Source organism: Kitasatospora sp. NPDC051705 (assembly GCF_044453265.1).
Classification (GTDB): domain Bacteria; phylum Actinomycetota; class Actinomycetes; order Streptomycetales; family Streptomycetaceae; genus Kitasatospora.
Genome location: NZ_JBITCO010000022.1, coordinates 17,413 through 44,056, shown reverse-complemented (window position 1 = coordinate 44,056; position 26,644 = coordinate 17,413). Strand labels below are relative to the sequence as shown.

At 75.5% G+C, this 26,644-nt stretch carries 26 protein-coding genes; 11 read left to right on the top strand and 15 right to left on the bottom strand.

The window, feature by feature from the left end:
• Window positions 1-34: 34 nt before the first annotated feature.
• Window positions 35-2,470, bottom strand: coding sequence for a molybdopterin cofactor-binding domain-containing protein (locus ACIA8Q_RS24805; protein ID WP_360209693.1), 2,436 nt, complete (start codon window positions 2,468-2,470; stop codon window positions 35-37).
• Between the two features lie 332 nt (window positions 2,471-2,802).
• Here ACIA8Q_RS24805 and ACIA8Q_RS24800 point away from each other — a divergent pair, with 332 nt between their 5' ends.
• A complete protein-coding gene (locus tag ACIA8Q_RS24800; RefSeq protein ID WP_360209695.1) occupies window positions 2,803-4,092 on the top strand; it encodes an MFS transporter in 1,290 nt (429 codons plus the stop codon).
• Here the strand turns inward: ACIA8Q_RS24800 and ACIA8Q_RS24795 are convergent.
• Entirely contained in the window at window positions 4,023-4,241 is a 219-nt protein-coding gene (locus ACIA8Q_RS24795; protein WP_360209700.1) for a hypothetical protein, read from the bottom strand. The genes ACIA8Q_RS24800 and ACIA8Q_RS24795 overlap by 70 nt on opposite strands.
• Before the next feature lie 114 nt (window positions 4,242-4,355).
• Between ACIA8Q_RS24795 and ACIA8Q_RS24790 the strand changes: the two genes are divergently transcribed.
• The 3 genes from ACIA8Q_RS24790 to ACIA8Q_RS24780 all read left to right on the top strand — a co-directional run bounded on the left by ACIA8Q_RS24790 (window position 4,356) and on the right by ACIA8Q_RS24780 (window position 6,279).
• Complete coding sequence (locus tag ACIA8Q_RS24790) at window positions 4,356-5,090, top strand: Mut7-C RNAse domain-containing protein (protein ID WP_360209702.1); 735 nt, start codon at window positions 4,356-4,358, stop codon at window positions 5,088-5,090.
• A gap of 134 nt (window positions 5,091-5,224) precedes the next feature.
• The gene (locus ACIA8Q_RS24785) at window positions 5,225-5,650 is read left to right on the top strand and encodes a hypothetical protein (RefSeq protein WP_360209704.1); all 426 of its coding nucleotides are present in this window, start codon (window positions 5,225-5,227) and stop codon (window positions 5,648-5,650) included.
• A gap of 128 nt (window positions 5,651-5,778) precedes the next feature.
• The gene (locus tag ACIA8Q_RS24780) at window positions 5,779-6,279 is read left to right on the top strand and encodes an inorganic diphosphatase (RefSeq protein WP_360209782.1); all 501 of its coding nucleotides are present in this window, start codon (window positions 5,779-5,781) and stop codon (window positions 6,277-6,279) included.
• Window positions 6,280-6,318: 39 nt separating this feature from the next.
• Here the strand turns inward: ACIA8Q_RS24780 and ACIA8Q_RS24775 are convergent, their stop codons facing one another.
• A complete protein-coding gene (locus tag ACIA8Q_RS24775; RefSeq protein WP_360209706.1) occupies window positions 6,319-7,578 on the bottom strand; it encodes a pyroglutamyl peptidase in 1,260 nt (419 codons plus the stop codon).
• A 198-nt stretch (window positions 7,579-7,776) separates the two neighbouring features.
• Between ACIA8Q_RS24775 and ACIA8Q_RS24770 the strand changes: the two genes are divergently transcribed.
• Window positions 7,777-8,847, top strand: a complete 1,071-nt coding sequence (locus ACIA8Q_RS24770; RefSeq protein ID WP_396317697.1) for a TerD family protein — start codon at window positions 7,777-7,779, stop codon at window positions 8,845-8,847.
• A 116-nt stretch (window positions 8,848-8,963) separates the two neighbouring features.
• Here ACIA8Q_RS24770 and ACIA8Q_RS24765 read toward each other — a convergent pair whose 3' ends face one another.
• The gene (locus ACIA8Q_RS24765; protein WP_360209710.1) at window positions 8,964-9,593 is read right to left on the bottom strand and encodes a TetR/AcrR family transcriptional regulator; all 630 of its coding nucleotides are present in this window, start codon (window positions 9,591-9,593) and stop codon (window positions 8,964-8,966) included.
• 124 nt (window positions 9,594-9,717) lie between these two features.
• On the opposite strand from ACIA8Q_RS24765, the gene ACIA8Q_RS24760 reads away from it, so the two are divergent.
• Window positions 9,718-10,755: an aldo/keto reductase gene (locus ACIA8Q_RS24760; protein WP_360209784.1), complete on the top strand. Its 1,038-nt coding sequence runs from the start codon at window positions 9,718-9,720 to the stop codon at window positions 10,753-10,755.
• 239 nt (window positions 10,756-10,994) lie between these two features.
• On the opposite strand, the gene ACIA8Q_RS24755 is transcribed toward ACIA8Q_RS24760, so the two are convergent.
• From ACIA8Q_RS24755 to ACIA8Q_RS24745, 3 genes are all read right to left on the bottom strand, one after another.
• A complete protein-coding gene (locus tag ACIA8Q_RS24755; protein ID WP_360209712.1) occupies window positions 10,995-11,705 on the bottom strand; it encodes a phosphatase PAP2 family protein in 711 nt (236 codons plus the stop codon).
• Between the two features lie 46 nt (window positions 11,706-11,751).
• Entirely contained in the window at window positions 11,752-12,417 is a 666-nt protein-coding gene (locus ACIA8Q_RS24750; protein ID WP_360209714.1) for a DedA family protein, read from the bottom strand.
• A 61-nt stretch (window positions 12,418-12,478) separates the two neighbouring features.
• Window positions 12,479-13,279, bottom strand: coding sequence for a hypothetical protein (locus ACIA8Q_RS24745; protein ID WP_396317696.1), 801 nt, complete (start codon window positions 13,277-13,279; stop codon window positions 12,479-12,481).
• Window positions 13,280-13,471: 192 nt separating this feature from the next.
• Between ACIA8Q_RS24745 and ACIA8Q_RS24740 the strand changes: the two genes are divergently transcribed.
• Window positions 13,472-14,149 carry a response regulator transcription factor gene (locus ACIA8Q_RS24740; protein WP_360209718.1) on the top strand — a complete coding sequence of 226 codons (678 nt, stop codon included), beginning with the start codon at window positions 13,472-13,474 and terminating at the stop codon, window positions 14,147-14,149.
• A 54-nt stretch (window positions 14,150-14,203) separates the two neighbouring features.
• Here ACIA8Q_RS24740 and ACIA8Q_RS24735 read toward each other — a convergent pair whose 3' ends face one another.
• From ACIA8Q_RS24735 to ACIA8Q_RS24725, 3 genes are all read right to left on the bottom strand, one after another.
• On the bottom strand, window positions 14,204-15,655 hold the full coding sequence (locus ACIA8Q_RS24735; protein WP_396317695.1) for a sensor histidine kinase: 1,452 nt from the start codon (window positions 15,653-15,655) through the stop codon (window positions 14,204-14,206).
• Window positions 15,656-15,776: 121 nt separating this feature from the next.
• Window positions 15,777-16,043 (bottom strand): helix-turn-helix transcriptional regulator, encoded by a 267-nt coding sequence (locus tag ACIA8Q_RS24730; protein WP_360209722.1) that lies wholly within the window; start codon window positions 16,041-16,043, stop codon window positions 15,777-15,779.
• On the bottom strand, window positions 16,043-16,528 hold the full coding sequence (locus ACIA8Q_RS24725) for a DUF2975 domain-containing protein (protein WP_387905656.1): 486 nt from the start codon (window positions 16,526-16,528) through the stop codon (window positions 16,043-16,045). The genes ACIA8Q_RS24730 and ACIA8Q_RS24725 overlap by 1 nt, the downstream gene beginning before the upstream one ends.
• Before the next feature lie 180 nt (window positions 16,529-16,708).
• Here ACIA8Q_RS24725 and ACIA8Q_RS24720 point away from each other — a divergent pair, with 180 nt between their 5' ends.
• On the top strand, window positions 16,709-17,209 hold the full coding sequence (locus ACIA8Q_RS24720; protein ID WP_396317694.1) for a GNAT family N-acetyltransferase: 501 nt from the start codon (window positions 16,709-16,711) through the stop codon (window positions 17,207-17,209).
• Between the two features lie 82 nt (window positions 17,210-17,291).
• On the opposite strand, the gene ACIA8Q_RS24715 is transcribed toward ACIA8Q_RS24720, so the two are convergent.
• The gene (locus ACIA8Q_RS24715; RefSeq protein ID WP_396317693.1) at window positions 17,292-19,367 is read right to left on the bottom strand and encodes an MDR family MFS transporter; all 2,076 of its coding nucleotides are present in this window, start codon (window positions 19,365-19,367) and stop codon (window positions 17,292-17,294) included.
• 182 nt (window positions 19,368-19,549) lie between these two features.
• Here ACIA8Q_RS24715 and ACIA8Q_RS24710 point away from each other — a divergent pair, with 182 nt between their 5' ends.
• Window positions 19,550-21,019 (top strand): MFS transporter, encoded by a 1,470-nt coding sequence (locus tag ACIA8Q_RS24710; protein WP_387905554.1) that lies wholly within the window; start codon window positions 19,550-19,552, stop codon window positions 21,017-21,019.
• A gap of 12 nt (window positions 21,020-21,031) precedes the next feature.
• Here the strand turns inward: ACIA8Q_RS24710 and ACIA8Q_RS24705 are convergent, their stop codons facing one another.
• Window positions 21,032-21,880: an ABC transporter permease gene (locus ACIA8Q_RS24705; protein WP_360209732.1), complete on the bottom strand. Its 849-nt coding sequence runs from the start codon at window positions 21,878-21,880 to the stop codon at window positions 21,032-21,034.
• A complete protein-coding gene (locus ACIA8Q_RS24700) occupies window positions 21,880-22,788 on the bottom strand; it encodes an ABC transporter ATP-binding protein (RefSeq protein ID WP_396317692.1) in 909 nt (302 codons plus the stop codon). The genes ACIA8Q_RS24705 and ACIA8Q_RS24700 overlap by 1 nt, the downstream gene beginning before the upstream one ends.
• A gap of 133 nt (window positions 22,789-22,921) precedes the next feature.
• Between ACIA8Q_RS24700 and ACIA8Q_RS24695 the strand changes: the two genes are divergently transcribed.
• Together ACIA8Q_RS24695 and ACIA8Q_RS24690 are read left to right on the top strand one after the other, a co-directional pair.
• Window positions 22,922-24,118: a histidine kinase gene (locus ACIA8Q_RS24695; RefSeq protein ID WP_360209736.1), complete on the top strand. Its 1,197-nt coding sequence runs from the start codon at window positions 22,922-22,924 to the stop codon at window positions 24,116-24,118.
• Window positions 24,115-24,825, top strand: a complete 711-nt coding sequence (locus tag ACIA8Q_RS24690; RefSeq protein WP_360209738.1) for a response regulator transcription factor — start codon at window positions 24,115-24,117, stop codon at window positions 24,823-24,825. The genes ACIA8Q_RS24695 and ACIA8Q_RS24690 overlap by 4 nt, the downstream gene beginning before the upstream one ends.
• Window positions 24,826-24,840: 15 nt before the next feature.
• Here the strand turns inward: ACIA8Q_RS24690 and ACIA8Q_RS24685 are convergent, their stop codons facing one another.
• Window positions 24,841-25,680, bottom strand: coding sequence for an SAM-dependent methyltransferase (locus ACIA8Q_RS24685; protein WP_396317691.1), 840 nt, complete (start codon window positions 25,678-25,680; stop codon window positions 24,841-24,843).
• Between the two features lie 189 nt (window positions 25,681-25,869).
• Window positions 25,870-26,634 carry a hypothetical protein gene (locus ACIA8Q_RS24680; RefSeq protein ID WP_387905566.1) on the bottom strand — a complete coding sequence of 255 codons (765 nt, stop codon included), beginning with the start codon at window positions 26,632-26,634 and terminating at the stop codon, window positions 25,870-25,872.
• Between the last annotated feature and the right edge of the window lie 10 nt (window positions 26,635-26,644).

Genomic DNA, 26,644 nt, shown 5'->3' with positions numbered 1-26,644 from the left:
GCTGGGGGAGTCGGGCGGCGGGTCAAGCGGTGGGTCAGAAGGTGACGGGGAAGGAGCGGGGGCTGGTGCCGGTGGCGCGCGCGTAGGCGTTGGCGACCGCGGCGGAGGCCGCCGGAACGCCCAACTCGCCCGCACCACCCGGGGATCCGCTCGGCGGCATGAGGTGGATCTCGACCACCGGCGGGCTGTTCCGCTGCCGCGCGTACCGGAAGTCGGCGTAACTGCCCTCCCGGACGGCGCCGTTGTCGATGTGGTTGCCGGCCTGCAGGATCACCGAGATGCCGTCGATCAGCGCGCCGGTCAACTGGGCTTCCAGGCCACGGGGGTTGATCACCCGGCCGAGGTCGGCGGCGATGACGGCCCTGGTGACCCGGGGGCCGGCCGCGTCGGTGGCGTCGAGTTCGACCAGGTAGGCGGTGCACCCGCCGTTCTCGTCGTGGTAGCCGATGCCCTGGGCCTGCCCCGGAGGCATCGGCCGGCCCCAGGACCCCTCCCGGGCGACGGTGTCGAGGACGGCGCGCCCCGCGGCACTGCGCAGTCGGGCCCGGCGGAAGGCGACGGCGTCCTGGCCCATCCGGCGGGCGAGTTCGTCCATCATGATCTCGTCGGCGACCCGGACGGTGCCGGAGTAGACCGAGCGCCAGCTGCCGGTGTGCATGTCCAGCGGCACCTCGGCGAGGAGCTGGGTGGGCAGCCCGACGTCGTACGGGTTCTTCTCGCTGAGCAGGAAGAAGGCCTGGGCGAGGCTGAGTCCGGCCAGCGAGAGGTTGAAGCCGGCGGCGGTGAGGCTCTCGCCGAGCCCGTGCCGGAAGTCGGTCTTGACGGTCGCGGCACGGTGTTCGTAGCTGAGGACCTGGCCGAGTGCGTACGTCGCCCGGATCCGGTGGTGGCTGGCGGGGCGCATCCGGCCGTGGCGCATGTCGTCGTTGCGGGTCCACATCAGCTTGACCGGGCGGCCGGCGGCCCGGGAGATCTGCGCGGCCTCCAGCGCGGCGTCGAAGAACAGCCGGCGCCCGAACGAGCCGCCGCCGCGCACCACGTGGACGGTGACGGCGTCCTGGGGGAGGCCGAGTTCGGCGGCGATGGTCTGCTGGGCGACGATCGGCGTCTGTGCGGCGAACCAGAGTTCGGCGCGGTTGGGCCGTACGTCGGCGACGGCCGTCAGCACCTCCATCGGGGCGTGGTTGACGAAGGCGAAGTCGAACTCGCCGTCCACGTACCGGGTGAGCAGTGGCGGGACGAGGAACGGCGCGTGGGCGGCGCGCAGCCGGGTACGGATGTCGGGGTCGGAGAGCCCGGCCAGCGGCCCCGGGTTCCACGCGGTGCGCAGGGCGTCGCGGGCCTTGAGGGCCTGGTCGAAGGTCTCGGCGAGGACGGCGACTCCGCTGGGGATCTGCACCACGCCGAGCACGCCGGGCATCGCGCGGGCGGCGGAGGCGTCCAGGGACCGCAGGGTGCCGTTGATCGTGGTGGGGCGGGCGACCACCGTCGGCACGGCGCCGGGGACGGCGAGGTCGCCGGCGTACACGGCGCGGCCGGTGACGATGTCGCGGGCGTCGATCCGGCCGGTGGGCGTGCCGACCAGGCGCTGCCGCTCGGGCGGCTTGGGGGCGGCGGAGACGGCCGGGGCGGCGACGGAGGCGGCCTCGGCGGCGAGTTCGCCGTAGCCGGCCCGGCGGCCGTCGGGGGCGAGGACGGCGGAGTCGGCGGTGGTCAGGGTGTCCGCCGGAACGTTCCAGCGCCGGGCGGCGGCGGTCACCAGCCGGGCGCGGGCGGCGGCGGCCGCGGCGCGCACCGGGTCGTACAGCGAGCGCACCGAGTTGGAGGCCCCGGTCAGCTGGTTGAAGAGCAGTTCGGGGCGGCCGTCGGAGAGCGGGACGTCCACGTCGGCGAGCCGGGCGTCGAGTTCCTCGGCGACCAGCATCGCGATGGCGGTGGTGAGGCCCTGGCCGACCTCCAGCCGGGGCAGGTGCAGCACCGCGCGCCCGGCGGCGGTGAGTTCGAGCACCAGCAGGTGCGAGGTCGGCAGGCCGGCGAGGATCAGTGCGTCGCCGAGGTCGAGGATGTCCGGGATGCCGGGCAGGCCGATCAACTGCGAGGGGGCGGCGGCCTCCTGGGTGGCCGCGGCGGCGCGGACGGCGGCCCGCGCGGTGGCGGGCGCGGCGGCGTCGAGGCCGAGCCGGGCGCCGACGGTGAGGGTCGGCGCGGCCAGCAGGTAGGTGAGGAAGCGGCGGCGGCCGGTTCCGCTGGCGGCCGGTTCGTCGCCGGGGTGGCCGGTGTCGGTGGTGGACGGGGCGTCGCCGGAGTGGCCGGTGCCGGTGGCGGCCGGTTCGCCGTCCGGGTGGTCGGTGTCGCCCGAGGGGGCGAGGGAGGTGGTGATGGGAGGAGTCCTTCGAGCCGTGACGGCGCCGGGAACGGGCGGGCACGGCGGCCCCGGCCCCGGTGCCGGATCGCGAACGCCGTTGAGCATAGGAGGGCGTTACTGACGGGTCAACACGGCCAACATTGGCCCCCGGGTGGGCTCGTCGGGCTCCGGCGGCGGGCCGGCCGGGCGGATTCGGGGCGGGTACGGACGGCGTCGTGACCACGCGGGCGGGGCGCCCCCGGGGGTGCGGGGAACGGGCAACCGGCCACCCTCGCACGGGGGTTCAGCGATCGCCCGCCGGTGCGGCGGCGCCCCGGCCAAGTGGCCCAGGGAATTCCTTGATCACTGGACCTTCCGGGCGGACCGGTTCCTTCCTAGGCTGAGCGGCGAACCGTTGCGAACCGCCGGCCCGCGCGCCGCCCCACGCCAGGAGAGAAGTGCCGACCAGCAGCGCCCCAGCCACCAGACTCCTGCCGCCGGCCGGACCCCAGCGCACCCTCGCCGCCGCCCAGTTGGCGAGCGCCGTCGGCGACGGCGCCTACTTCACCTGCTCCGCGCTCTACTTCACCCACGTCGTCGGCATGTCGGCGACCGCGCTCGGCGCCGGCCTCGCCGTCGCCTGGGCGCTCGGCTCCCTGGCCGGGGTGCCGCTCGGCGCCCTCGCCGACCGCCGCGGGCCGCGCCGCACCGCGGTGGCGCTCGCCCTCGCCACCGCGGTCGTGGTCGCCGCCTTCCTGGTGATCCGCGACTACGGGCCGTTCCTGGTCGCGGTCTGCGTCTACGCGACCACGCAGTCCGGGCTCACCGCCGCCCGGCAGGCGCTGGTCGCCGGCCTGGTGCCGCCCGCCGAGCGCACCGGACTGCTCGCCCACCTGCAGTCGACCCTCAACGGCGGGCTGGCCGTCGGCGCGGCCATCGGCGGCGTCGCGCTGACCATCGGCACCCGGGCGGCGTTCCTCGGCGCCTTCGTCGTCACCGCGCTCGGGTTCCTGGCCGGCGCACTGGTCCTGCTGCGGCTGCCCGAAGTCCCGCCCGCGCCCGCCCGGCCGGACGCCGGACCGCGCCTGGCCGTCCTGCGGGACCGCCGCTACGCGGCCGTCGCCCTGGTCAACACCGTTCTGCTGCTGCGGATGCCCCTGCTCAGCCTGATCCTGCCGCTCTGGATCGCCGACCGCGCACCCGGGATCGGCTGGCTCAGCTCGGCCCTGTTCGTCCTCAACACCCTGGGCGTACTGGCCTTCCAGGTGCGGGCGGCGCGCGACGTCACCGGACTGGCCTCGGCCACCCGCGCGGTCCGCTCCTCCGGGCTGCTGCTGCTCGCCTGCTGCGCCGTCTTCGGCCTCTCCGCCCTGGACGTGCCGCTGTGGGGCCTCGCCGCGCTGCTGGTGGCCGCCTCGGTGCTGCTGCTGGTCGGCGAGATGCGGCAGTCGGCCGGCTCCTGGCAGATCAGCTTCGACCTGGCCCCGCCGGACCGGATCGGGCAGTACCAGGGCTTCTTCGGCACCGGCGTGGCCGTCGCCCGCACCCTCGGCCCGCTGCTGCTCACCGCCCTGCTGCTGGACGGCGGCCTGGTCGGCTGGCTCGTCCTGGGCGTCCTCTTCCTGGCGGCCGGCCACGCGATGGGGCCGGTCGTGCGCTGGGCCGACCGCGACCGCGACTACCCGTCGCCCGCCGGGCCCTCCCGACCGTCCTCCGCCGTCGGGGCCACGGCCGCCGAGAAGCCGTAGAGGTCGTCGTCACCGCCGTAGCGGTCCTCGTCCCCCGGTGGCGCCGGCCGCGCCCGGTGGGCCCGCCCGGCGAACAGGTCGTCGGGCGCGGTCTCGGCCAGGTCGGCCAACGGGTCGACCGCCGGGCGCGTCCGCTTCTCCCCGGTCATCGCATGCTCCAACCGCCGCTGTTCCGGATACGCCCGATGCTACTCCGCACGCCGCTCCGGGCGGGGCCCGGAAAACGGTGGCCACCGGCCGCCGCCCGCTGGCATGCTGACCGCGTGGACCGACCCCAGATCTGGCTCGACTTCGCCCCGGAGCTGCACCTCTTCGTCTCCGCGCCCCGCCGGGCCGGCCGCTCCTCGCTGCGCACCGACGGCACCTCGACGCTCGGCCACCTCGTGGAGTCCCTCGGGGTCCCGCTCACCGAGGTCGGCGCGCTGCTGGTGGACGGCCGCCCGGTGCCGGACGCGCACGTCCCGGCCGACGGCGAACAGGTGACGGTGGAGGCCGTCGCCAGGCCGCAGCCCTCCGCCGTCCCGCCGCGCTTCCTGCTCGACGTCCACCTCGGCACCCTCACCCGGCGCCTGCGGCTGCTCGGTGTCGACGCCGCCTACGAGAACCCGGACATCGGCGACGCCGCGCTCGCCGCCCGCTCCGCCGCCGAGCAGCGCATCCTGCTCTCGCGCGACCGCGGCCTGCTGCGCCGCCGCGAACTGTGGGCCGGCGCCTACGTCTACAGCCACCGCCCGGCCGAGCAGCTGCGCGACGTGCTCTCCCGCTTCGCGCCGCCGCTCGCCCCGTGGACCCGCTGCACCACCTGCAACGGCACGCTGCGCGACGCCGACAAGACCTCTGTGCTGGAGCAGCTCCGGGACGGCACCGAGCGCTCCTACGACGCCTTCGCCCAGTGCGTCGACTGCGGACAGGCCTACTGGCGCGGCGCCCACCACGCCCGGCTGGACGCGATCGTCGGCGACGCCCTGCGCGAGTTCGGCACGCCCGCGGGCGGCTGAGACCGGCCCGATCGGACGGTCCTTCGCGGCCTCGGCCGCCGGCCGCCGCGGGGTGGTGCCCGTTCCGGGGGCCGTGGTCTCATCGGTGGTGGGTGCGGGGCGAGGTGCTCCACCAGGCGAGAGGGGCCGGGCCGATGAGCGGTCAGCCGGTGCGTGAGCCGTTCGGGACGGCGGACGTCGGAGACGTCCCGCTGGTGACCGCCCCGGACGGGGCCGTGGTCCGGCCGCTGCTGGTGCTCGACGGGGGCGGCAGCCTCGCGGAGTTCGAGCTCACCCCCGGGCAGGTCACCCGCGCGGTCTCGCACGCGACGGTGCAGGAGCTGTGGCAGGTCACCGCCGGCGCCGGACGGCTCTGGCGGCGCCAGGACGGGCGGGAGGAGACCGTGCGGCTCGCACCCGGCACGGCGGTCTCGATACCGCTGGGCACCGCGTTCCAGTTCCGGGCCGACGAGGACGCGCCCGGGCCGCTGCGGATCGTCGCCGTCACCATGCCGCCGTGGCCCGGGACGGACGACGAGGCGCGGCCCGAGGACGGCCCCTGGGAGCCGACCGCCGGCTGAGCGGGGCGGGCTGAGCGGGCGCCGCACCTGCGCGCCGGGCCGCCGATCCGCGGGATCCGGCGCGCCGACCGGGTGCCCGGCGGGTGGCGTCGGCGGAGAATCTCCCCAGGAGCCAGGAGGAGGCCGTGGTGGAGTTCGAGGTGATGATCGAGATCCCGCAGGGGTCCCGGAACAAGTACGTGATGGACTTCGTCGCGGGCCGGATCCGCCTCGACCGCACCCTGTTCACCGCCACCCGATACCCCGCCGACTACGGCTACGTCGAGGGCACCCTCGGCGGCGACGGCGAGCCGCTGGACGCCCTGGTGCTGGGCGGCGAACCGGCCGTGCCGGGATGCGTCCTGACCTGCCGGGCCGTCGGCATGTGGGTGATGCGCGACGAGCGGGGGCCGGACCAGAAGGTGCTCTGCGTCCCGGCCCGCGACCCGCGCTACGCGGAGCTGCGCGACATCGGGGACCTGCGGGAGTTCGACCTGCTGGAGATCACCCACTTCTTCCAGGTCTACAAGGACCTGGAGCGCGGCAAGTCGGTGGAGGGCTCGCACTGGGCGGACCGCTCCGCCGCGTACGCCGAGATCGCCGAGTCCCGCGCCCGCGCCGCCGGCACCCGCTGGGCCCACCCGGCCTGACCCGGACCCGGTGGGGGCGGGCAGGCCGGGTGGGGTGGGTCAGAGGTGGGCGGCGTGCAGGATGGCGCGGACCTGGCCGGAGATGGCGGCTTCGTTGCGCTCGAACTCCGGGCTGGTGAGGCGGTCCCGGTCGGCGGGCAGGCCGGTGAGCACGGGGGTGTGGAGGTGGCCGCCGGGCAGGTCGGGGGCGAGGTCCAGACGCAGCCGGTTGGAGCGGTAGGCGACCTCGTTGGAGAGGTACCCGCCGCCGCCTCCGGCGACCGCGCGGGAGCCGGGGGTCGGTCCGTCCTCGCGGTCGACGGGTGAGGCACCGCCCTCGGGGATCTCGGTGACGGAGGTGTTGAGGAGGACGGGGTAGGGCTGCTGGGCGGCCGTCATGGTGTCGGTCGGCAGGGTGGTGCGGATGAACTCGGGCCCGTCGCCGAGCCCCGGGGCGGTGGCCGGGTGTTCGCGGGTGCCGCCGGACAGGGTGCCGGTGTTGTCGGTGGCGGGGTCGGCGGAGCGGGCGCGCCCGGCCCAGGCCTCCAGGGTGAAGAGGCCCGGGTAGCCCTGGCTGATGCTGGTGATCAGGTCGGCGGCCTGTCGGCCGGGTGTCAGGTGGGGGCCGAAGGCGCGCTCGACGATGCCTTCGTCGAAGTCGCCGTAGCGGACCGGGAGGACGACGGCGCGGATCTCGGCGGTGCTGCCGTCGGCGAGGGTGATCCGCCGGCCGTGCAGTTCCAGGACGGCCGCGCCGGAGGGGTTGGCGCGGCGCGGCTCGGTGTCCAGGCCGAACGGGTCGAAGCCGCTGACGAAGATCCGCCGGACGCCGGGCCGACCGCTGAAGCCGTCGTCGAGGCCCCGGGAGGCGTCCTCGAAGCGGGCCCGGAGTCCGGCCCGGTCGATCTCGAACCCGGGCTGCCACTGGGCGAGTTGGACGGTCATGGCGAGCCTGGTCCAGTACAGCGGGCGGTCGTCGCGGGCGGGCAGTTCGCCGTGCGCCCGCCGGCCCTGGGAGCGGTCCACCCCGGCCTGCCACAGGGCCTGGCCCCAGGCGTCGACCAGCTGTTCGGCCTGCTCGGCGTCCCCGGCGGTGCACAGTGCGGCGGGGAAGCGGTGGACGAAGGAGTCCAGGCCGGAGCGCTCGGTGAAGGCCGCGGTCCGCGGGTCCCGCAGTCGGGCCTGTTCGGTGTCCACGGGGGCCGTGGTGACGGTCGGGCAGCCGGCCTGGTCGGCCCGGGCGGTGGCGGGGGCCAGCAGGGCGGCGAGCGTGCCGACGAGGGTGGCGGCCAGGGTGGTGGCGCGACGGAGAGATGTCATGCCACCGACAATAGGTGGGGGGTCGACGGCCCGCCAGGGCGCCTCCGGCGGGGTTCCGGGCGCCGCCGGAGGGGTCCGCGAAGGGCCGCGGACGGGTGGGAACCGCCGCGGACGGGCGGGAACCGCCGCGAGTTCTACAGCGTTGTCGTAGTCGAACGGAAGAACAGCGGTAGATCGGACGGTTGTGGAGGAAGTCCCATGAGTGTGGCCCTGACGAAGGGCGGCAACGTCTCCCTGGGGAAGCAGGCCCCCGGGCTGCGGACCGTACGGATCGGCCTCGGCTGGACGGCCGGCGCCGGGTACGACCTGGACGCCAGCGCCCTGCTCTGCGGCCCCTCCGGGAAGGTCGTCTCCGACCGGCACTTCGTCTTCTTCAACAACCTGCAGAGCCCGGACGGCGCGGTCCGCCACCAGGGCGGCACCGGCGACGGCACGGGTGGCGACCGGGAGCGGATCGAGGTCCGGCTCGCGGACGTCGACGCCGGGGTCGAGCGGATCGTCGTCGCCGTCGCGATCTACGACGCGGCGCAGCGGCGGCAGAGCTTCGGTCAGGTCCGCGGCGCGTACGTGCGGATCGCCGACCCGGACGGCGGCGCCGAGCTGGCCAGGTACGAGGTCGCGCCCGAGGCCGGCAGCGAGACCGCGATGGTGTTCGGGGAGCTCTACCGCAACGGTGCGGACTGGAAGTTCCGGGCCGTCGGGCAGGGGTACGCGGCGGGCCTCGCCGGCATCGCCGCGGACTTCGGCGTGGACGTCCTGCAGCCCGCTCCCGCAGCGCCGGCCGCCCCCGCTCCGGCGGCCTCCGTGCCGACCGTCCCCCCGCCACCGCCGGCGCCGCCCGCGCTGCCCGCCGCCGCGCCGCTCGCCCCCGTGACCCAGTCGACCGCAGGGAGTCTCCCCGTGACCTGTTTCTTCGATCCCTCGCACGGCCCCGGTTCCGCGGTGGTGTCGTGGTCGCCGCAGTGGGGCGTGCCGCGCCCGGTCGAGGCCTGCGCTGCCTGCGCCCAGCGGGTGCAGACCACCGTGCCGCCGTTCTACACCCCGCCGCAGGCCGGCTACCCGCAGCCGGTCCAGCAGGGCTACCCGCAGGTGCCCGCTCAGGCCCAGGGGCAACCGGCCCAGGGCGGGCGGCGGTTCGGGACGGGCGCGATGATCGGTGCGGGCGCGGCGGGCCTGGTCGGCGGCGTGCTCCTCAACGAGGCGTTGAGCGACGACGGCCCGGAGGTGGTCGTGAACAACTACTACGAGGATGACGAGGGGTTCTTCTAGACCGGCCCGGTCCGGTCCGGGGCCCACTCCCGACGGCCGCACGGCGCACCCGCGCCGTGCGGCCGTCGGCGTCCCGGGGGGAGCCTTCTCCGACGGCGCTGCTCCGGCGCTGGTGCTCAGGCGTCCTGGCGCCGGTGGGCGCCGGCCCGGGCGGCGGCCTCGGCGGCGGCCGCGGCGCGGTCGGCGGCGCGCTCGTCGAGCGCGTCGGCGGTGGTCAGCATCCGGTAGTAGAGCGGTGCGGAGACGGCCCGGATCACCTCGGACTCGTCGGTGTCCGTGGGGAGTTCGCCGCGTTCGACGGCCTCGGTGACGCACGGCGCCCACTCCTCGACCCGGCGTCGGTAGAACAGCCGGAGCGCCTCGGCGGCCTCCGCGTCGCAGGCCGCGGCGACGATCACCGCCCGGAACAGGGCGCCCTGCCGGGGGTCGGCCAGGGTGCGCTGGACGAGCCGGGCGTTGGCCCGGAGGTCCTCGGCGAGGGAGCCGCTGCGGGAGCGCGGCAGCGACTGCTCGGCCATGTCGGCCAGCAGGTCGGCGACCAGGGCGCTGGTGGTGCCCCAGCGGCGGTAGACGGTGGTGCGGCCGACCTCGGCCCGCTGGGCGACGTCGCCGAGGTCGAGGCCGCCGAAGCCGCGTTCGACCAGGGCGTCCTCGGCGGCCCGCAGGACGGCGGCGCGGACCCGGGCGGTGCGGCCGCCGGGGCGGACCGTCCCGGGGGTGGGGGAGTCGTGGTTCTCGACGGCCATTAACGGGATTCCTGTTCCATTAGTTCGGGTTGGCCTGCTAGGGTCGAACCATCCTAACGGCATGGGAGTCCCGTTAAGGGCTTTCGAGGGGAGAACCGTCATGACCTCCGCCACCGGCACCGCGATGGAGTACCGCAGGCTCGGCAACTCCGGCCTCAAGGTCCCCGCGCTCAGCCTCGGCACCGGCACCTTCGGCGGCCGCGGGCCGCTGTTCGGCGCCTGGGGCACCACCGACGTCCAGGAGGCCCGGCGCCTGCTCGACATCGCCGTCGACGCCGGCGTCACCCTCTTCGACACCGCCGACGTCTACTCCGACGGCGCCTCCGAGGAGGTCCTCGGCCGCGCCGTCCGCGGCCGCCGCGACCAGGTGCTCATCTCCACCAAGGCCGGCCTGCCGCTGGGCGACGGGCCGAACGACGCCGGCACCTCCAGGGTCCGCCTCACCAGGGCCGTCGACGCCGCGCTGCGCCGCCTCGACACCGACTACCTGGACCTCTTCCAGCTGCACGCCTACGACGCCGGCACCCCGGTCGAGGAGGTGCTGGCCACCCTGGAGGACCTGGTCCGGGCCGGCAAGATCCGCTACACCGGCGTCTCCAACTTCTCCGGCTGGCAGCTGATGAAGTCCCTGGCCGCCGCCGACCGCCACGGCCGCCCCCGCTACGCGGCCCACCAGGTCTACTACTCCCTGGTCGGCCGCGACTACGAGTGGGAACTGATGCCGCTGGCCCGCGAGGAGGGCGTCGGCGCCCTGGTCTGGAGCCCGCTGGGCTGGGGCCGCCTCACCGGCCGGATCCGGCGCGGCCGGCCCCTGCCGGCCGGCAGCCGCCTGCACGACACCGCCGACTACGGCCCGCCGGTCGAGGACGAGCTGCTGTACCGGGTGGTCGACGCGCTCGACGAGGTCGCCCAGGAGACCGGCCGCAGCATCCCGCAGGTCGCGATCAACTGGCTGCTGCGCCGTCCGACCGTCTCCTCCGTCATCATCGGTGCCCGCAACGAGGAGCAGCTGCGGCAGAACCTCGGCGCGGTCGGCTGGGCGCTGACCGAGGAGCAGGCCGCCCGACTGGACGCCGCGAGCGACCGCACCGCGCCCTACCCGTACTTCCCGTACCACCGTCAGGAGGCCTTCGCCCGGCTGAACCCGCCGCTGGCGGGCTGACCCGATGTGTTGTCGGTGCGGCTGATCGGGGGCCTGCGAGTGCGTGCGACCGCGGTGGACTGGTCCGCCCGGCCGGTCGCGTCAGCCGTCCGCCCCGTCAGTCCCGGTGGCCTCGACGTCCTCGTTCGCCGGGGACGAGGTCCGCCGGGGCCGGCCGCGGCCGGCGACCGGAGCCCGCCCGCCGCCGGTGTGACGGTCATGGGGACCGCCTGTGTGACTCAGGTGTGCCTCAGCTGACCCTACGGGGCGGTACTCCCGGGCGCCCGGTCACCGCCGGACGGCGGGCGCGGAGCGCGGGTCCACCGCAGGACGCGGTCGAGGAGGAGGGCGCCGCCGGCCAGCCAGGCCGCGGCGAGGAGCCAGCCGCCGAGCACGTCGAGGGGCCAGTGGACGCCCAGGTAGACGCGGCTGAGGCCGATCGCGGCCGCGAACACCGCCGCGCAGGCCACCGCCCACCGCGCCAGGCCGGGCCGGGCCCGGGCGACCGCCAGCGCGAGCAGCCCGGCGCACACCGCCGAGGTGAACGTGTGCCCCGAGGGGAAGGAGAAGCCCGACGCGGAGACCGCCCGGTAGCCGGCGGGCGGGCGGGGGCGGCCGAAGCCGTGCATCAGGCCCTGGCGCACCAGCTGCCCGAGGGCCAGCCACAGCAGCGGCGCCAGTGCCAGCGCGACGGCGCGCCGCCGCTCCCTCGGCCGGGGCACCGCGCCGAGGAGCACGGCACCGGCCGCGAGCGCCATGACGTACGGGGCGACGCCGGTGCCGAACCACGTCACCGCGACGGCCGCCTCCCGGGTCGCGGCCGGTCGGTGGGCGGCGCTGCGGGCGAGCGCCCAGGTCTCGAACCCGAACGGGGCCCACCCACGGGTCGCCAGCCCGACGGCGAGCACGACGAACAGACCGGCCGCCACCGCGGCGGTGGTGCGGGCGCGGCGCGGGCTCGGCCGGCTCATGAGGCGGCCTCCTGGCGCAGCGGCCCCCGCACGCCGGGGCGGGCCGTCACCGGGTGCCCGCCTTCCGGCGCGAGCGCATCAGCTCCAGCCCGAGCGGCAGCAGCGACACCACGACCACCGCGGCGACCACCGGCAGCAGGTAGTGGTCGACGTTCGGCACGGAGGAGCCGAGCGCGTAGCCGGCGAGGACCAGGCCGAACGTCCAGACCAGGCCGCCGACGACCTGCCAGAGGGTGAAGGTCCGGGCGTCGACGCCGAGCGCGCCCGCCAGCGGGTTGAGGACGGTGCGCACCACCGGGACGAAGCGGGCCAGGACGACGGCTTTGGCGTGCCCGTAGCGCTGCAGGATCTCCTCGGCCCGCGCCGCCCCGTCGTGCAGGCGCTTGTTGCGGGAGCGGGTGAGCAGCGTCCGGCCGCCGCGGCGCCCCAGCAGGTAGCCGACCTGGGCCCCGGTCAGGGCACCGACCGCGGCGGCGGCGAGCACCTGGGCGAGGTCCAGGTGCGGTCCGCCGTGGGCGCTCGTGGTGCAGAGCAGGCCCGCCGTGAAGAGCAGCGAGTCGCCCGGCAGGAAGAAGCCGACCAGCAGGCCGGTCTCCGCGAACAGCACCACGGCGATCCCCAGCGCGCCGAACGCGCCGAGCAGCGATCCGGCGTCCAGCGGGTTGACGGCCAGCGGGTTGACGGCCAGCAGGCCCGACGACAGGTTCACCATGATCTGCTTCCCTCCTCGGGGAGCGGGTTCGGTCGGCTACGGCCGGAGGGCCGTGGTCGCGTCAGGCCAGGGCCCGGGGGGTGCGCCGCTCGGTGGTCGCCAGCCACGCCACGGCCACCACGATGACGGCGGCGAGGGCCAGGCTCACCGGCCCGGTGCCCAGGTCCAGGCCGCCGCGCTCCCGGCTGACCCCGGCCCAGTCGGCGAAGCAGGCGCCCAGCGGGCGGGTGAGCACGTAGGCCCACCAGAACGTGAGCACCGGCGAGAGGCCGGACAGCCGGTGCGCGAGCGCCGGCACGGCGATCAGTGCGGCGAACAGCAGCCCGGAGGGCAGGTAGCCCCAGCCCAGGGTGGCGGCGGTCAGGTCACCGACGGCGGTGCCGAGCGCGAACGTGGCCATCACCGCGCACCAGTAGAAGACCTCGCGCCGGCCGCCGGCGACGGTCTCCACCGCGAGCGTGCCCTCGGTGCGGCGCCACAGGGCGAACACCAGGGCGAGGGCGCCGGCGAACGCCACCGTGGAGACGGCGTACGGCACGCCCAGGGCGACGTGCGCGACGTCGGCGGCCATGGTCCCGAAGACGCTCACCATGACGACCGCGGCCCAGTACACGACGGGGACGTAGCGGCGGGTGCGGGCCTGTGCGAACAGCGCGGCGGCCAGCAGCAGCGCCGCCGAGCCGACCGCCGGCACCGGGCCCAGGACGCGGGCCAGGTAGTCGGAGGTGGTCTCGCCCATGCCGGTGGTGAGGATCTTGACGGCCCAGAACACGGCGGTGACCTGCGGGACCTTGCTCCAGGTGGGCCCTGCGGAGAGGTCCTGGCGTCGGTGGGTCCGCTGGGGGGTAGTCGTGGCGCCCACGAGGACGGCGCTCCTTCCATGATGCGCGGCGCGGGCCGCGCCGACGAGACGAGGGGGTCGGCCGCCGATCCTCGACGGGCCCGGGGCCTTTCCCGGGCGGTACCGCCAGCATGTCCGGGTGTTGCTGAAGATCGGCTGAAGACCTGAAGACGCCTTCAGCTTCCGGTCGGGGGACCTGCCACCCTGGTGGGTATGCGCGTACTGGTGGTGGAGGACGAACGCCGGCTGGCCCAGACGGTCCAGCTCGGACTGACCGCGGAGGGGTTCACCGTGGACGTGGCCCACGACGGGCTGTCCGGCCTGGCCAGGGCCATGGACCACGCCTACGACGTGATCGTCCTCGACATCATGCTGCCCGGCCTCAACGGCTACCGGGTCTGCTCACGGCTGCGGGCCGCCGGCAGCGACGTCGGCATCCTGATGCTCACCGCCAAGGACGGCGAGTGGGACGAGGCCGAGGCGCTCGACACCGGTGCCGACGACTACCTGTCCAAGCCCTTCTCCTTCGTCGTCCTCACCGCACGGCTCCGGGCGCTCGCCCGCCGGATCGGCAGCCGGGCGCCCCGGCGCACCGTCCTGGGCGACCTCGTCGTCGACTCCGCCGCCCGCACCTGCTCCCGGGGCGGTGCCGCCGTCGCGCTGACGCCGCGCGAGTTCGCCGTGCTGGACCACCTCGCCCGCCGGGCCGGTGAGGTCGTGTCGAAGCGGGAGATCCTGGACGCGGTGTGGGACACCGCCCTCGACAGTGACCCCAACACCGTCGAGGTCCACGTCAGCGCCCTCCGCCGCAAGATCGACGCGCCCTTCGGCCGGGCCGCGGTGCAGACCGTCCGCGGCGCCGGCTACCGCCTGGCGTCCGACGGCGGCTGACCGGCTGACGGCGGCTGACCGGCTCGGGGCCGTGCCGGGCCGGGGGAGCGGGGCTCAGCCCCGGGTGACCGGCAGACGGGCGCGGAAGGTGGTGCCGTCCGGCGCGTCCTGGACGGTGAGGGTGCCGCCGTGGATGGTGGCGATGTCACGGGCGATGGACAGGCCCAGACCGCTGCCGCCGTCGTCGCGGCTGCGGGCCTCGTCGAGGCGGGTGAACCGTTCGAAGATCCGCTCCCGGTCGGCCGGATCGATCGGGGTGCCGTCGTTGGCCACGTCGAGGACGGCCTGCCCGCCGGTGTCGTCCCCGGACAGCCGGACGGTGACGTGCCGGCGGGCGTGGCGCTGGGCGTTGTCGAGGAGGTTGGTCAGCAGCCGTCCGAGCCACAGCGGGTTGCCGGTGACGGTGATCCCCTCCTGGGCGTGCAGGTCGACGGGGTGGGGCTGCGGGCCGCGGCCCGCCACGGTGGCGCGGACGAGTTCGGTGAGGTCGACCTGTTCGTGCGGGCGGTCGCTGCCGGTGGCGTCGAGGCGGGCGAGGAGCAGCAGGTCGGTGGCGAGGGACTGGAGGCGTTCGGTGTCCTCCAGGGCTCCGGCGACGAGACCGGTGCGCACCTGGGCGTCGGGGTGGGTGAGGGCGATCTCCAGCTGGGCGCGCAGGCCGGTGAGGGGGCTGCGCAGTTCGTGGGAGGCGTCGGCGATGAACCGGCGCTGGCGGGTGCCGGCGGTCTCCAGGCGGTCGAGCATGGCGTTCATCGTGCCGGCGAGGCGGGCGATCTCGTCGTCGCTGCGGGGTTCGGGCACCCGCCGGTCGAGGTCGCGGTCGCCGATGGCGGCGACCTCGGCGCGGATCGCCTCCACCGGGCGCAGCGCACGGCCGGTCGCGCGCCAGGTGAGGGTGGCGACGGTGACCAGCAGGACGGCGCTGAGGCCGGCCAGTGCGGCGGTGGTGAGGTCCTCCGCGGTGTCGGCGGTGCGCAGGGAGGCGCCGACGCGGATGGTGACGGGGCCGGCGGGGGTGTCGGCGGTGAGGGTGGTGACGCGCTGGTGGTGCTCGTCGCCGAGGGCGCGCAGGTCGTAGCTGGTGTGGCCGTCCTCGGTCGTGGTGGGGGTGAGGGCGGGGTGTCCGGTGAGGTTCTGGCTCGCGGCGACGACCTTCCCCGCCGCGTCGGTGACCTGGATGAAGTCGGTGCCGTGGTCGAGGGGGAGCGGTGTGGCGAGGTGGCCGTCGGCGGCGAGCCGGGCGACGGCCTGGGCCTGTTCGCGGGCGCCCGTCTCGACGGTGCGCTCCAGGTTGGCGCGCAGCAGCAGGAGGACGGCGGCGGACGCGGCGAGCATGACGACGGCCACGCTGGCGCAGGCGGCGAGGGTGGTGCGGGTGCGGACGGACCGCGGTGCGAGGCGAGCGACCAGGGGAGCGACGCGGGGGTGCCCGGCGAGCCGGTGCAGTGCGGCCGTGGCGCGGCGGCGGCCCGCCCGGGGAGCGGAAGGGCGGGTCCGGTCAGCCACCTGCGGCCACCCCGCGGAAGCCGGCCCCGCCCCGGGGCCCTGCCGGCCGCCCGTCGTTCTCCACCAGTACGCGCATGCCCCCAGGGTGGCAGGTCGCCGGGCCGGGCGGCTGAAGGTGCCTTCAGGTCTTCAGCGTTCCTTCAGCAACGCCGCCGGTGCCGCCCGTGGCGTCGCCCGTGTCGTCCTCGCCCTCCCAGCGCAGCAGGTCGCCCGGCTGGCACTCGAGCACCTCGCAGAGCGCGGCGAGGGTGGCGAACCGCACCGCCTTGGCCCGGCCGTTCTTGAGGACCGCGAGGTTGGCGGGGGTGATGCCCACGCGGTCCGCGAGCTCGCCCACGGACATCTTGCGCCTGGCCAGCATCACGTCGATGTCGACGGCGATCGGCATCAGATCACCTCGTCCAGCTCGGCCTGCAGCTGGGTGGCCTCGACGTCGCGCGCGACGGCCTGGGCGAGCAGCATCCGCAGCACCAGCACGATGAGCGCGACGCCCAGGATGGCCAGGCCGATGCCGCCCATGATGACGGTGACCCCCGGGTCCTCGCGCTGGCCGGGCGCGTTGACGGCGGTGACCGAGAACCAGACGAGGGAGGCCGCCACGATGGCGCCGATCACGCCGTCCACGTACCGGAAGGCGGCCGGGGAGAACACCGTCCCGCGCCGGACCATCGCCACGAGCCGCCACACGCAGACCAGGGCGACCTGGGCCGACGCCAGCCCCAGGATCGTCAGCAGGCGCATCGCGGTCAGCGGCAGCGTCCCGTCCTCCGGGTCGGTGGCCAGCGCCCACACCAGCCCGGCCTGTACGAGCACGGTGCCGGCGAGCACCACCAGGAGCACGGCGCGCAGCGCGCGCACGGTCAGATTTCCCACGGTCATCCCTCCATCGAATGACGATGGGAATCTATCGAATCTCGATAGGCGGGGCAAGGTGCGGGGGAGCGCCGGGAACGGTGGAGGGCTCCGCGGCTCCCGGCGTGCCACCCCGACGGACCAGTCGGCCGCCCGGTAATCCGGTTGCCCCGCCGACCGGGGTGCGGCAAGGTCCGCACCATGCTTGAACTGCGAGTACTCTCCTCCGACGACTGGCCGCTCTGGCGCGAGCTGCGCCTGGCCGCCCTCACCGAGGCGCCGTACGCCTTCGGGTCCGTGCTCGCCGACTGGCAGGGCGACGGGGACCGCGAGGCCCGCTGGCGATCCCGGCTGGAGATCCCCGGCGCCCTCGACCTGGTGGCCGTCCTGGACGGCACCCCGGTCGCGATGGCCAGCGGCGTGCCCGCCGACGGGGACGCCGCGGCCGCCGAGCTGATCTCGATGTGGGTCGGCCCGGCCGCCCGCGGCCGCGGGGTGGCCGGCGAGCTGATCGACGGGATCGCCCGCTGGGCCGCCGAGCAGGGCCGCACCACCCTGAAGCTGGCCGTGATGCCCGACAACGACGCCGCGATCGCCCTCTACCGCCGGCACGGCTTCGCCGACACCGACGAACCCGGTGACCTCCTCGACGACGGGCTGCGCCGCGAGCTGGTGCTGGCGAAGCGGCTCGAGGCGGCGTAGCTCCCGCCCGGCGGGGGCCACCCGGCGTAGCTCCTGCCCGGCGCGGCCCACCCGGCGGGTCACGTCCGGACGGGCCCCGCGGTCACTCCACCCCGGCCCTCGCCCGCGCCTTGGCCTTGGCGTGGGCCGGGAGCCCGTTGGCGAGGTCCTCGACCAGCAGGCGCCAGGCGACGGCGTCCGCGGCGGTGCGCAGCTGCGGGCTGCGGGGGCGGCCGGCGTCGGCGTCCAGCCGGGCGTTGAGCCAGTCCGACCAGGCGCGGGCGAGGGCGCGGACCTCGCGGGTGCCGGCCTCCGTGTGGGTGAGGCGGTCGCCGTCGCGCGTCAGGTAGCCCTCGACGGTCATCCGGTCGAAGACCGGCTCCAGCACCTCGGGCGGCACGCGCTTGCGGGCGGCGATCAGGCCCAGCGAGGCCTCGCCGAGCGCCTTGTCGTGCCCGGCGACCTCCATCAGCGCCCAGGCGCCGGCGAGGTCGACCGGGGTGTCGGCGTCGGTGACGATCGAGCGGACGGTGTCCAGGTCGACGCCGCGGACGATCTTGCAGACCGCCAGTTCCAGGTGCGGGTCGGGGTCGCTGCTGTTCGGCTGGGCGAAGCCCTCGCCGAGGTCGGTCGAGCCGGCCCGGGCGGTGTCGCGCAGCGGCACCTGCTTGAGGAACAGGGCCACCACGAAGCCGATCAGCGCGACCGGAACCGTCCACAGGAAGACGGTGTGCAGGGCGTCCGCGTACGCCTGGACGATCGGCGCCGCCCGCGCGGGCGGCAGCCGGTGCAGCCCCTGCGGGCTCTCCGCGGCGCGGGCCAGCAGCGCCGGGTCGGCGCCGGTGAGCCGAGCGGACACGGCCACGCCCCTGGCCAGTTCGGTGCTGAGGCTGTTGGCGTAGATGGTGCCGAACACGGCGGTGCCGAAGGAACTGCCGATGGTGCGGAAGAAGGTGACCCCGGAGGTGGCGGTGCCGAGGTCCGCGTAGTCGACGGTGTTCTGCACGGCGATGGTGAGCACCTGCATGCTCAGCCCGATGCCGACGCCGAGGACGAACATGTAGAAGGAGGCCAGCGCGGTGCCCGTGCCCGGTTCCAGGCGGGAGAGCAGGTAGAGGCCGACGGCCATCACCAGGGTGCCGGCGATCGGGAACATCCGGTACCTGCCGGTCTTGCTGACGACGTTGCCGCTGGCGACCGAGGCGATCAGCAGGCCGATCACCATCGGCAGCATCCGCACGCCGGAGACGGTCGCCGAGTCGCCGTCGACGTACTGCAGGAACGTCGGCAGGAAGGTCAGTGCGCCGAGCATGGCGAAGCCGACGATGAAGCTGAGCACCGAGCAGACCGCGAACACCGGGTTGCGGAACAGCCGCATCGGCAGCATCGGTTGGACGGCCCGGGTCTCCGCCCGGCAGAACAGGCCGAGTGCCAGGACGCCGCCGGCGAACAGGGCGATGATCACCGGCGAGCCCCAGGCGTACTGGTTGCCGCCCCAACTGGTCGCCAGGATCAGGGCGCTGGCGCCGACCGAGACCAGGGCGATGCCCAGGTAGTCGATGACCGGCCGCACCGCCGAGCGGACCGCCGGAATGGTCCGGGCAGCCGCGATCACCACGACGACGGCGATCGGCACGTTGACGTAGAACGCCCAGCGCCAGGACAGGTGGTCGGTGAACAGCCCGCCCAGCAGCGGGCCGATCACCGTGGCCACGCCGAACACCGCGCCGATCGCGCCCTGGTACTTGCCGCGCTCGCGCAGCGGGATGACGTCGGCGATCAGCGCCATGGCGGTGACCATCAGGCCGCCCGCGCCGACGCCCTGGAGCGCCCGCCAGGCGATCAGCAGCGTCATGTCGGTCGCCAGGCCGCACAGGAACGAGCCGGTGATGAAGACGATCGCGGACACCTGGAACAGCAGCTTGCGCCCGTACAGGTCGCCGAACTTCCCGGCCAGGACGGTCGCCACCGTCTCCGCCAGCAGGTAGGAGGTCACCACCCAGGACATGTGGGCGGCACCGCCGAGGTCGGCCACGATGGTGGGCAGCGCGGTGCCGACGATGGTCTGGTCGAGGGCGGCCAGCAGCATGCCCAGCACGATGGTGCCGAAGACGACGTTCCGCTGCCGGACGTCCAGCACCGGTGGGGCGGCGGGCGGGGTTTCGGTCGCGGCGTTCATGCCCTCAGCCTCGGGCCCGGCCGCGGGCCGCCGCGATCCGGCTCGCCCGTCCGGGTGAGCGGGGACGGGCCGCGTGGCGCGGTGGGGTGGTCCGGGCGACGATGGCCGGGCAGCGCCCGTCCGTCGACCGGAGCCGACCGGGGCCCGTACGAGGACGCCCCGGACACCGGGAAGAGGCTCCCATGACCGCCCACCCCTCCCGCAGCGCGGTGGACCCCCCGCCGCCCGGCGCGTCCGGCGTCGGCGGGCCGGCCGCCGCGCGGCGCTGGCGGGCGCTCGCGGTCTGCCTGGTCGCCGGGTTCATGACGCTGCTGGACGTCAGCATCGTCAACGTCGCGCTGCCGACCGTCCGGGCCGGGCTGCACATGTCGGAGAGCGGGCTGCAGTGGGTGCTGAGCGGCTACGCGCTGGCCTTCGGCCTGGTGCTGGTCCCGGCCGGGCGGCTCGGGGACGCGCGCAGCAGACGGGCCGTCTTCCTCACCGGGCTGGCCCTGTTCACCCTGGCCAGTGCCCTGGCGGGGGCGGCCCGGAGCCAGGAGTGGCTGGTGCTGGCCAGGTTGTTCCAGGGCGCGGCCGGCGGGGTGCTCGTCCCGCAGGTCTCCGGCTTCATCCAGACGCTGTTCCAGGGGGCCGAGCGCGGCCGGGCCTTCGGCGCGCTCGGCGCGACCATCGGCCTGTCCACCGCCGTCGGCCCGCTGCTGGGCGGCCTGCTGATCCACCTGTTCGGGCCTCAGGACGGCTGGCGCTGGGTGTTCCTGGTGAACCTGCCGATCGGGGCGGCGGCCCTGCCGCTCGCCCGCCGGCTGCTCCCGCCGCCCGCGCCGGCCGCCGAGCGGGCCGGGCACCGCGACTTCGACCCGGTCGGGGTGCTGCTGCTCGGTGCCGGCACGGTGGCGCTGCTGCTGCCGTTCGTCCAGGAGCAGCAGTGGCACAGCGCGGCGCGCTGGCTGCTGCTGCCGCTGGCGGCCGCGCTGCTCGGCGCCTTCGTCGGCTGGGAGCGGTACTACGCGCGGCGGCGGGAGCCGCTGGTCAACATGGCGCTGTTCGCGGTGCGCCCGTACGCGGCGGGCGTGGCGCTGTCGCTGGTGTACTTCGCCGGGTTCACCGCCATCTTCTTCATCTTCACGCTGTACCTGCAGGCGGGCCTGCACTACTCGGCGCTGTCGGCCGGTCTGGCGATCACCCCGTTCGCGCTCGGCTCGGCCGGTGCGGCGGCGGTGGGCGGGCGGCTGGTCGCCCGGCTGGGGCGGCGGCTGGTGGTGGCCGGGCTGCTGCTGGTGCTGTGCGGTCTGGTGGCCTCGGCGGGGGCGGTGCGGCTCTGGTCGGGGGCGGCGACGGGCTGGGCGACGGCGCTGCCGCTGCTGGTGGCGGGGGCGGGCAGCGGGCTGGTGATCGCGCCGAACCAGACGCTGACCCTCCAGCGGGTGCCGGTGGCCCGGGCGGGCAGCGCGGGCGGGGTGCTGCAGACCGCCCAGCGGGTGGGTTCGGCGGTCGGCATCGCGATCGTCGGCTCGGTGTTCTTCGCCCACGCCCGCGGCCGGCACCCGGACTGGGCGCTGGCCTTCCAACTGGGCGTGGCGGTGGCGGCGGGCCTGGTGCTGGTGGCCCTGGTGGTGGCGGTGGCGGACGTCGCGGCCGGTGACACCCCGTAGGGCGGGTCCCGCTCAGTGGTCGCGGCGCCGGATGACGAGGACGGCGAGCAGCAGCGAGGCGAGCGCCCAGAGCGCGAGGGCGGTCCAGGAGCCGGCCACGGTGGCCGGGTGGTCGGAGGGCCTCGCGTGGGCCAGGCTGAGGGTGGCCAGCCGGCGCCAGGCGGTGAACGGCAGGGCGTGCGAGACGTCGGCCGTCCACCGGTAGGTGTCGGTGAAGAGGGAGGGCAGGAAGAAGAGCACCAGGATCGTGCCGACCACGCTCGCGGCGCTGTGCCGGACGAGCACGCCGACGGCCAGCCCGACGAGGGCGCAGACCATTGCGAGCAGCACCGCCGCGGCGAGGAAGCGCAGGGCGCCCGGGTCGGCGACCGACAGGCCGATGCCCCGGTCGGACAGCAACGCCTGGTCGACGCCGAAGGCGGTGCCGACGGCGGCGGCGGCCCAGGCGAACAGGACGCCGGTGAGCACCAGGGCCTTGGCGAGCAGCAGGGCGCACCGGTCGGGGACGGCGGCCAGACTGGTGCGGATCCGTCCGCTGGCGTACTCGCCGGCCAGGACGAGGGCGCCGAGGCCGCCCGCCACGAGCAGCACCACGTCGGCGCCGACCATGCTGAACGAGCTGTCGAGCGCGACCTGTCGCATGGTGTCCGGCCGGCCGGTGCCGGGGACGTAGTGGTCGAGGGTGTCGCGGGCGTTCCGGACGGCGGTGGCGACGATCACCGCGGCGCCGAGGAGCAGCACCGCCGGTGTCGAGCGCAGCGACCAGAAGGTGATCCACTCCGCGGCGAGCAGGTCGCGGAAGCGGGCGCGCGGCTCGGCGGCGTCACCCGGGACGGACGCGGCGCGGGCGGGGGCGGTCATCAGGTCCCTCCGGAGGGGTGGTCGAGGCTGTCGGCGGTCAGTTCCATGAACGCCTCCTCCAGGGAGGCGGTCCGGGCGGTCAGGCCCTGCAGCGGGAGGCCCGCGGCCAGCGCGAGTTCGCCGATCCGGCCGGCGTCCAGGCCGGTCACGGCGAGCGAACCGCCCTGGCCCGGGAGGGCGGTGGCGCCCGCGGCCCGCAACACGGCGGCCAGCCGGCCGGGTTCGGCCGTCCGGACGGTGACGCCGGCCCGGCCGGCCCGGGCCGCGAACTCGCCGAGGCCCTCGTCGGCGATCAGCCGGCCGCGGCCGATCACGACCAGGTGGTCGGCGGTGTGCTCCATCTCGGCCATCATGTGGCTGGAGACGAAGACCGTCCGCCCCTCGGCGGCCAGCCGCCGGAACAGGCCGCGGACCCAGCGCACGCCCTCCGGGTCCAGGCCGTTGAGCGGTTCGTCGAAGAGCAGCACCGGCGGGTCGCCGAGCAGGGCGGCGGCGATGCCGAGCCGTTGTCGCATGCCGAGCGAGTACCCGCCGATCCGGCGCCCGGCGGCCGTGCCGAGCCCGACCTCGGCGAGCACCCGCTCGACCCGGTCGAACGGGACGGCGTTGCCGCGGGCCAGCGCCCGCAGGTGGGCGCGGCCGGTGCGCCCGCCGTGAACGTCGCCCGCGTCGAGCAGCGCGCCGACGTGGCGCAGTCCGCGCGGCCGGGAGCGGAAGGGGCGCCCCCCGACGGTGGCGGTGCCGCCGGTGGGTTCCTGGAGGCCGAGCACCATCCGCAGGGTGGTGGACTTGCCGGCTCCGTTCGGGCCGAGGAAGCCGGTGACGCGGCCGGGGCGGACGGTGAAGGAGAGGCGGTCGACGGCGGTGGTGGCGCCGTAGCGCTTGGTCAACCCGGTGACTTCGATCATGGGGTCCACGGTGCCCGGGCGGGCCGGGCCGCCGCATCCGTCCTGGGAGGACACCGGGCGGCGGCGGGTGTCCTCCCAGGCCTTACGACCACGGTCCGATGACGGCTCCTCAGCTCGTCGATACGATCTTCGGATGCTCCCTTCACCCGCTCCGCCGCTGCTCCGGCGCATCCCGCCCGAGGCCTGGGTCGGGCTCGCCTGGTGCGTGGCCGCGGCCTACCCGGCCGTCCTGCTCGGCGGCTCCGCCCGCTACCACGGCGGCGCCGCCGCGCACGGCGGGCTGGCCTTCACCCTGGCCGACACCGCGGTGGCCTTCACCGGCGCCGCGCTGGTGCGCCGGCTGCCGGTGCTCTCGGTCGCGCTGCTGCTCGTCGCCGCCTACACCGAGACCGACGGCTGGGCCGCGAACACCCAGGTGCCCCCGGCCGCACTGCTGGCCGTCTACACGGCGCTCGGCGTGATCACCGCGACCCGGCCGCGCCGCAGCTCCCGCGCCGCGTTCGCGCTGGTGGCGGCCTTCCTGGTGCTGCACATCGGCCTGGTGAACGGCGCCACCGTGGGCATCTTCACCGGGACCCACCTCGGCTCCGCGGACGGCGCCGCCCTGCTCGCCCTACTGGCCTGGCTCGTCGGCCGCTCGCTGCGGCAGGGCCGGGAACACGCCCGGGCGTTGAGCGCCCGGGCGGCCGCCGAGGCGGTCACCGCCGAGCGGCTGCGGATCGCCCGCGAGATGCACGACACCGTCGCGCACACCATCGGCATCGTCGCCCTGCAGGCGGGCGCCGCCCGCCGGGTCATCGACAGCCGGCCGGAGCGGGCCCGGCAGGCGCTGGGCGAGATCGAGGCCGCCGGCCGGGAGACCTTGGCCGGGCTGCGCCGGATGCTCGTCGCCCTGCGGCAGGCGGACGGCGGAGCCCCGGACGTGCTGCCGCAGGGCCTGGCCGACCTCGACCGGCTGGCCGGGGCGACCACCGCGGCCGGTGTCCGGGTGGAGGTCCGGCGCCGGGGTGAGCAGGGGCCGCTGCCGCCGGAGATCGACCTCTCGGCCTACCGGATCATCCAGGAGTCGGTGACCAACGTGCTGCGGCACGCGGACGTCCGCGACTGCGTGGTCTCCGTCGACCGCAGGACGGCGGGCGAGGTGTCCGTGGAGATCACCGACCGGGGCCGGGGCCGGGGCGGCGGCGCCGACCGGGGTGCCGGCTTCGGTCTGGCCGGGCTGCGTGAGCGGGTCGCCCTGCTGCACGGCGAGTTCACCGCCGGCCCGCTCTCCGGGGGCGGCTTCCGGGTCGCCGCACGGCTGCCGATCCCGGTGGGGGTGGACGGATGATCCGGGTCCTGCTGGTCGACGACCAGCCGCTGGTGCGGGCCGCGCTGGAGATGGTCATCGCGGAGACCGCCGACGTCGAGGTGGTCGGCGAGGCCGGCACCGGCGCGGAGGCCGTCCGGCTGGCCGCCGAACTGCGCCCGGACGTGGTCGTGATGGACCTGCGGATGCCCGGCATGGACGGCATCGAGGCCACCCGCCGGGTGACGGCCGGCGGCGGGCCCGGCCGGGTGCTGGTGCTGACCACCTTCGACGACGACGACCACGTGTACGGGGCGCTGCGCGCCGGGGCGTCCGGCTTCCTGGTGAAGGACATGGCGCTGGACGACATCCTCGCAGCCGTCCGGGTGGTGGCCGCCGGGGACGCCCTGATCGCGCCGAGCGTCACCCGCCGGCTGATCTCCTCCTTCGCGAGCCGGGCCCCGGATCCCGCCGCGGCAGCCGGCGCCTCCGGTCCGGCTGCGGCGGGCGTGGCGGGCGTGTCGGCCGTGGCGGCCCGGCGGCTGGAGGCGATCACCGGCCGGGAGCGGGAGATCCTCACCCTGGTCGGCCGGGGCCTGTCCAACCCGGAGATCGCCGCCGAACTGGTCCTCAGCACGGCCACGGTGAAGACCTACATGAGCCGGCTGCTGGCCAAGCTGGACGCCCGCGACCGGGTGCAGCTGGTCATCCTCGCCTACGAGGCGGGCCTGGTGTCCGTCCCGGGGTGACGGCGGCCCGGGGGCTCAGCGCTTGACCGCCACGCCCGCGTACATCGCGATGTCCTGGTCGCGGACGGGCTCGGCGTCCGGGTCCGGGTGCCAGCGGTGGACCAGGGCGACCCCGGGTTCGAGCAGCTCGTAGCCGTCGAAGAAGGCCTCCGTCTCGGCCTTGTCGCGGATCTGCAGCGGAATGCCGCGCGCGTTGTACTCCCGGCCGACGCCGCCCACGCCGACCGGGTCGGTGTCGCCGGTGAAGACGGTCAGCACCAGCATGCTGCCGGGGGCCAGGGCGTCCATGAAGCGGCGCACGATGCCCTGCGGGTCGTCGGCGTCCAGCACGCAGTGCACGATGGCGACCAGCGAGAGCGCCACCGGCCGGGACAGGTCGAGGACCTCGCGCAGCCGCGGGTCGTCGAGGATCGACGCCGGGTCGCGGAAGTCGGCGTCCACGTAGCAGGTGCGGCCCTCCGCGGTGCTGGACATCAGGGCCCTCGCGTGGGTGAGCACGATCGGGTCGTTGTCGACGTACGCGACCCGCGCGTCCGGGGCGACGGCCTGGGCGATCTCGTGCACGTTGGGGGAGGTGGGGATGCCGGTGCCGATGTCGAGGAACTGGCGGATGCCGTGCTCCTCGGCGAGCCGGCGCACCGCCCGCTGCATGAAGTCGCGGGTGGTGCGCATGGAGACCGGCAGGGCCGGCCAGGCCTCCACCGAGGCGTGCGCGGCCACCCGGTCCGCCTCGAAGTTGGTCTTGCCGCCGATGAGGTAGTCGTAGACCCGGGCCGAGTGCGGGACGTCCATCCGCAGGTCCACCGACGGGTATTCCTGCTGCGCGCCGCGCTGCGCCCGGACCTCGTTCGACATGCTCGTCCTCCCGTTGACTGGTGCTCCGTCACCGGCCGCCGCGGTGGCGGACCATGGTGCGCATGGTAACGGTGCTCCGGTATGACGAGATGACGATCCCTCGGCCGTCGGCTCAGGGGACGCCCGACGGCCGGGGGCACGGGGCCGGCTCGTGACACCCCCGGGCCGCCGGCCTACCGGCCTACCGGCCTACCGGGGTTGGGGCTCCGCGCCGTCCGCCGCGGCGGAGGACTGCCGGGGCAGCGCCGTCGCGCGGGTGAACGCGCCGCCCGCCGAGGCGAGTTCGAGCGCCGCGCCGATCCAGGCGGCACCGAAGGCCCAGGTCGCGAGCCACTCGCACAGGTAGACCGGCCGGACGGACCAGTCGTCGCCGAAGCCCGTCACCGCCGCGAGGACGGAGCACAGCAGCGCGACCGGGATCACCACCCCGGCCGCCAGGTAGCCCGCACCGACCCAGGACGCCTGGCTGGAGCGGGGGTTGCGGAAGGAGAAGAGGCAGAACATCGCCAACATGGCGAACAGCAGCCCCGCGAAGACGAGGTGCAGCACGCCGACCGTGGTCTGGAAGGCGGTCGGGTGGTCCGGGGTGGTGGGGCACAGCGCGACCCCGAGGGCGAACACGCCGGCCGCGGTGCTCCAGCGGTCGTCCCGCCGGTCGAAGCGGTAGCAGATCAGGAACACCCCGAGTGCGCACAGGCCGCCGACGAAGAGGTTGCGGGTGCTGGTGTAGTACGAGCCGCTCATCGACACCGGCCAGAAGCCGGCCGTGCTGCGCCCCGTCAGTTCGGCGAACAGCCAGTTGCCCGCGGGCAGGGCCGGTGGCAACAGCACGCCGATCAGGCCGACGCCGAGGCGCAGCGAGCCGACCGTCCGTTCGTCCTGGATGCCCCTGCCGTTCCGGGTGTCGAGCGAGTCCTGTCGAAGGGTTCTCTCCGCACGCCAGTCATGGGTCACGGCCGCCTCC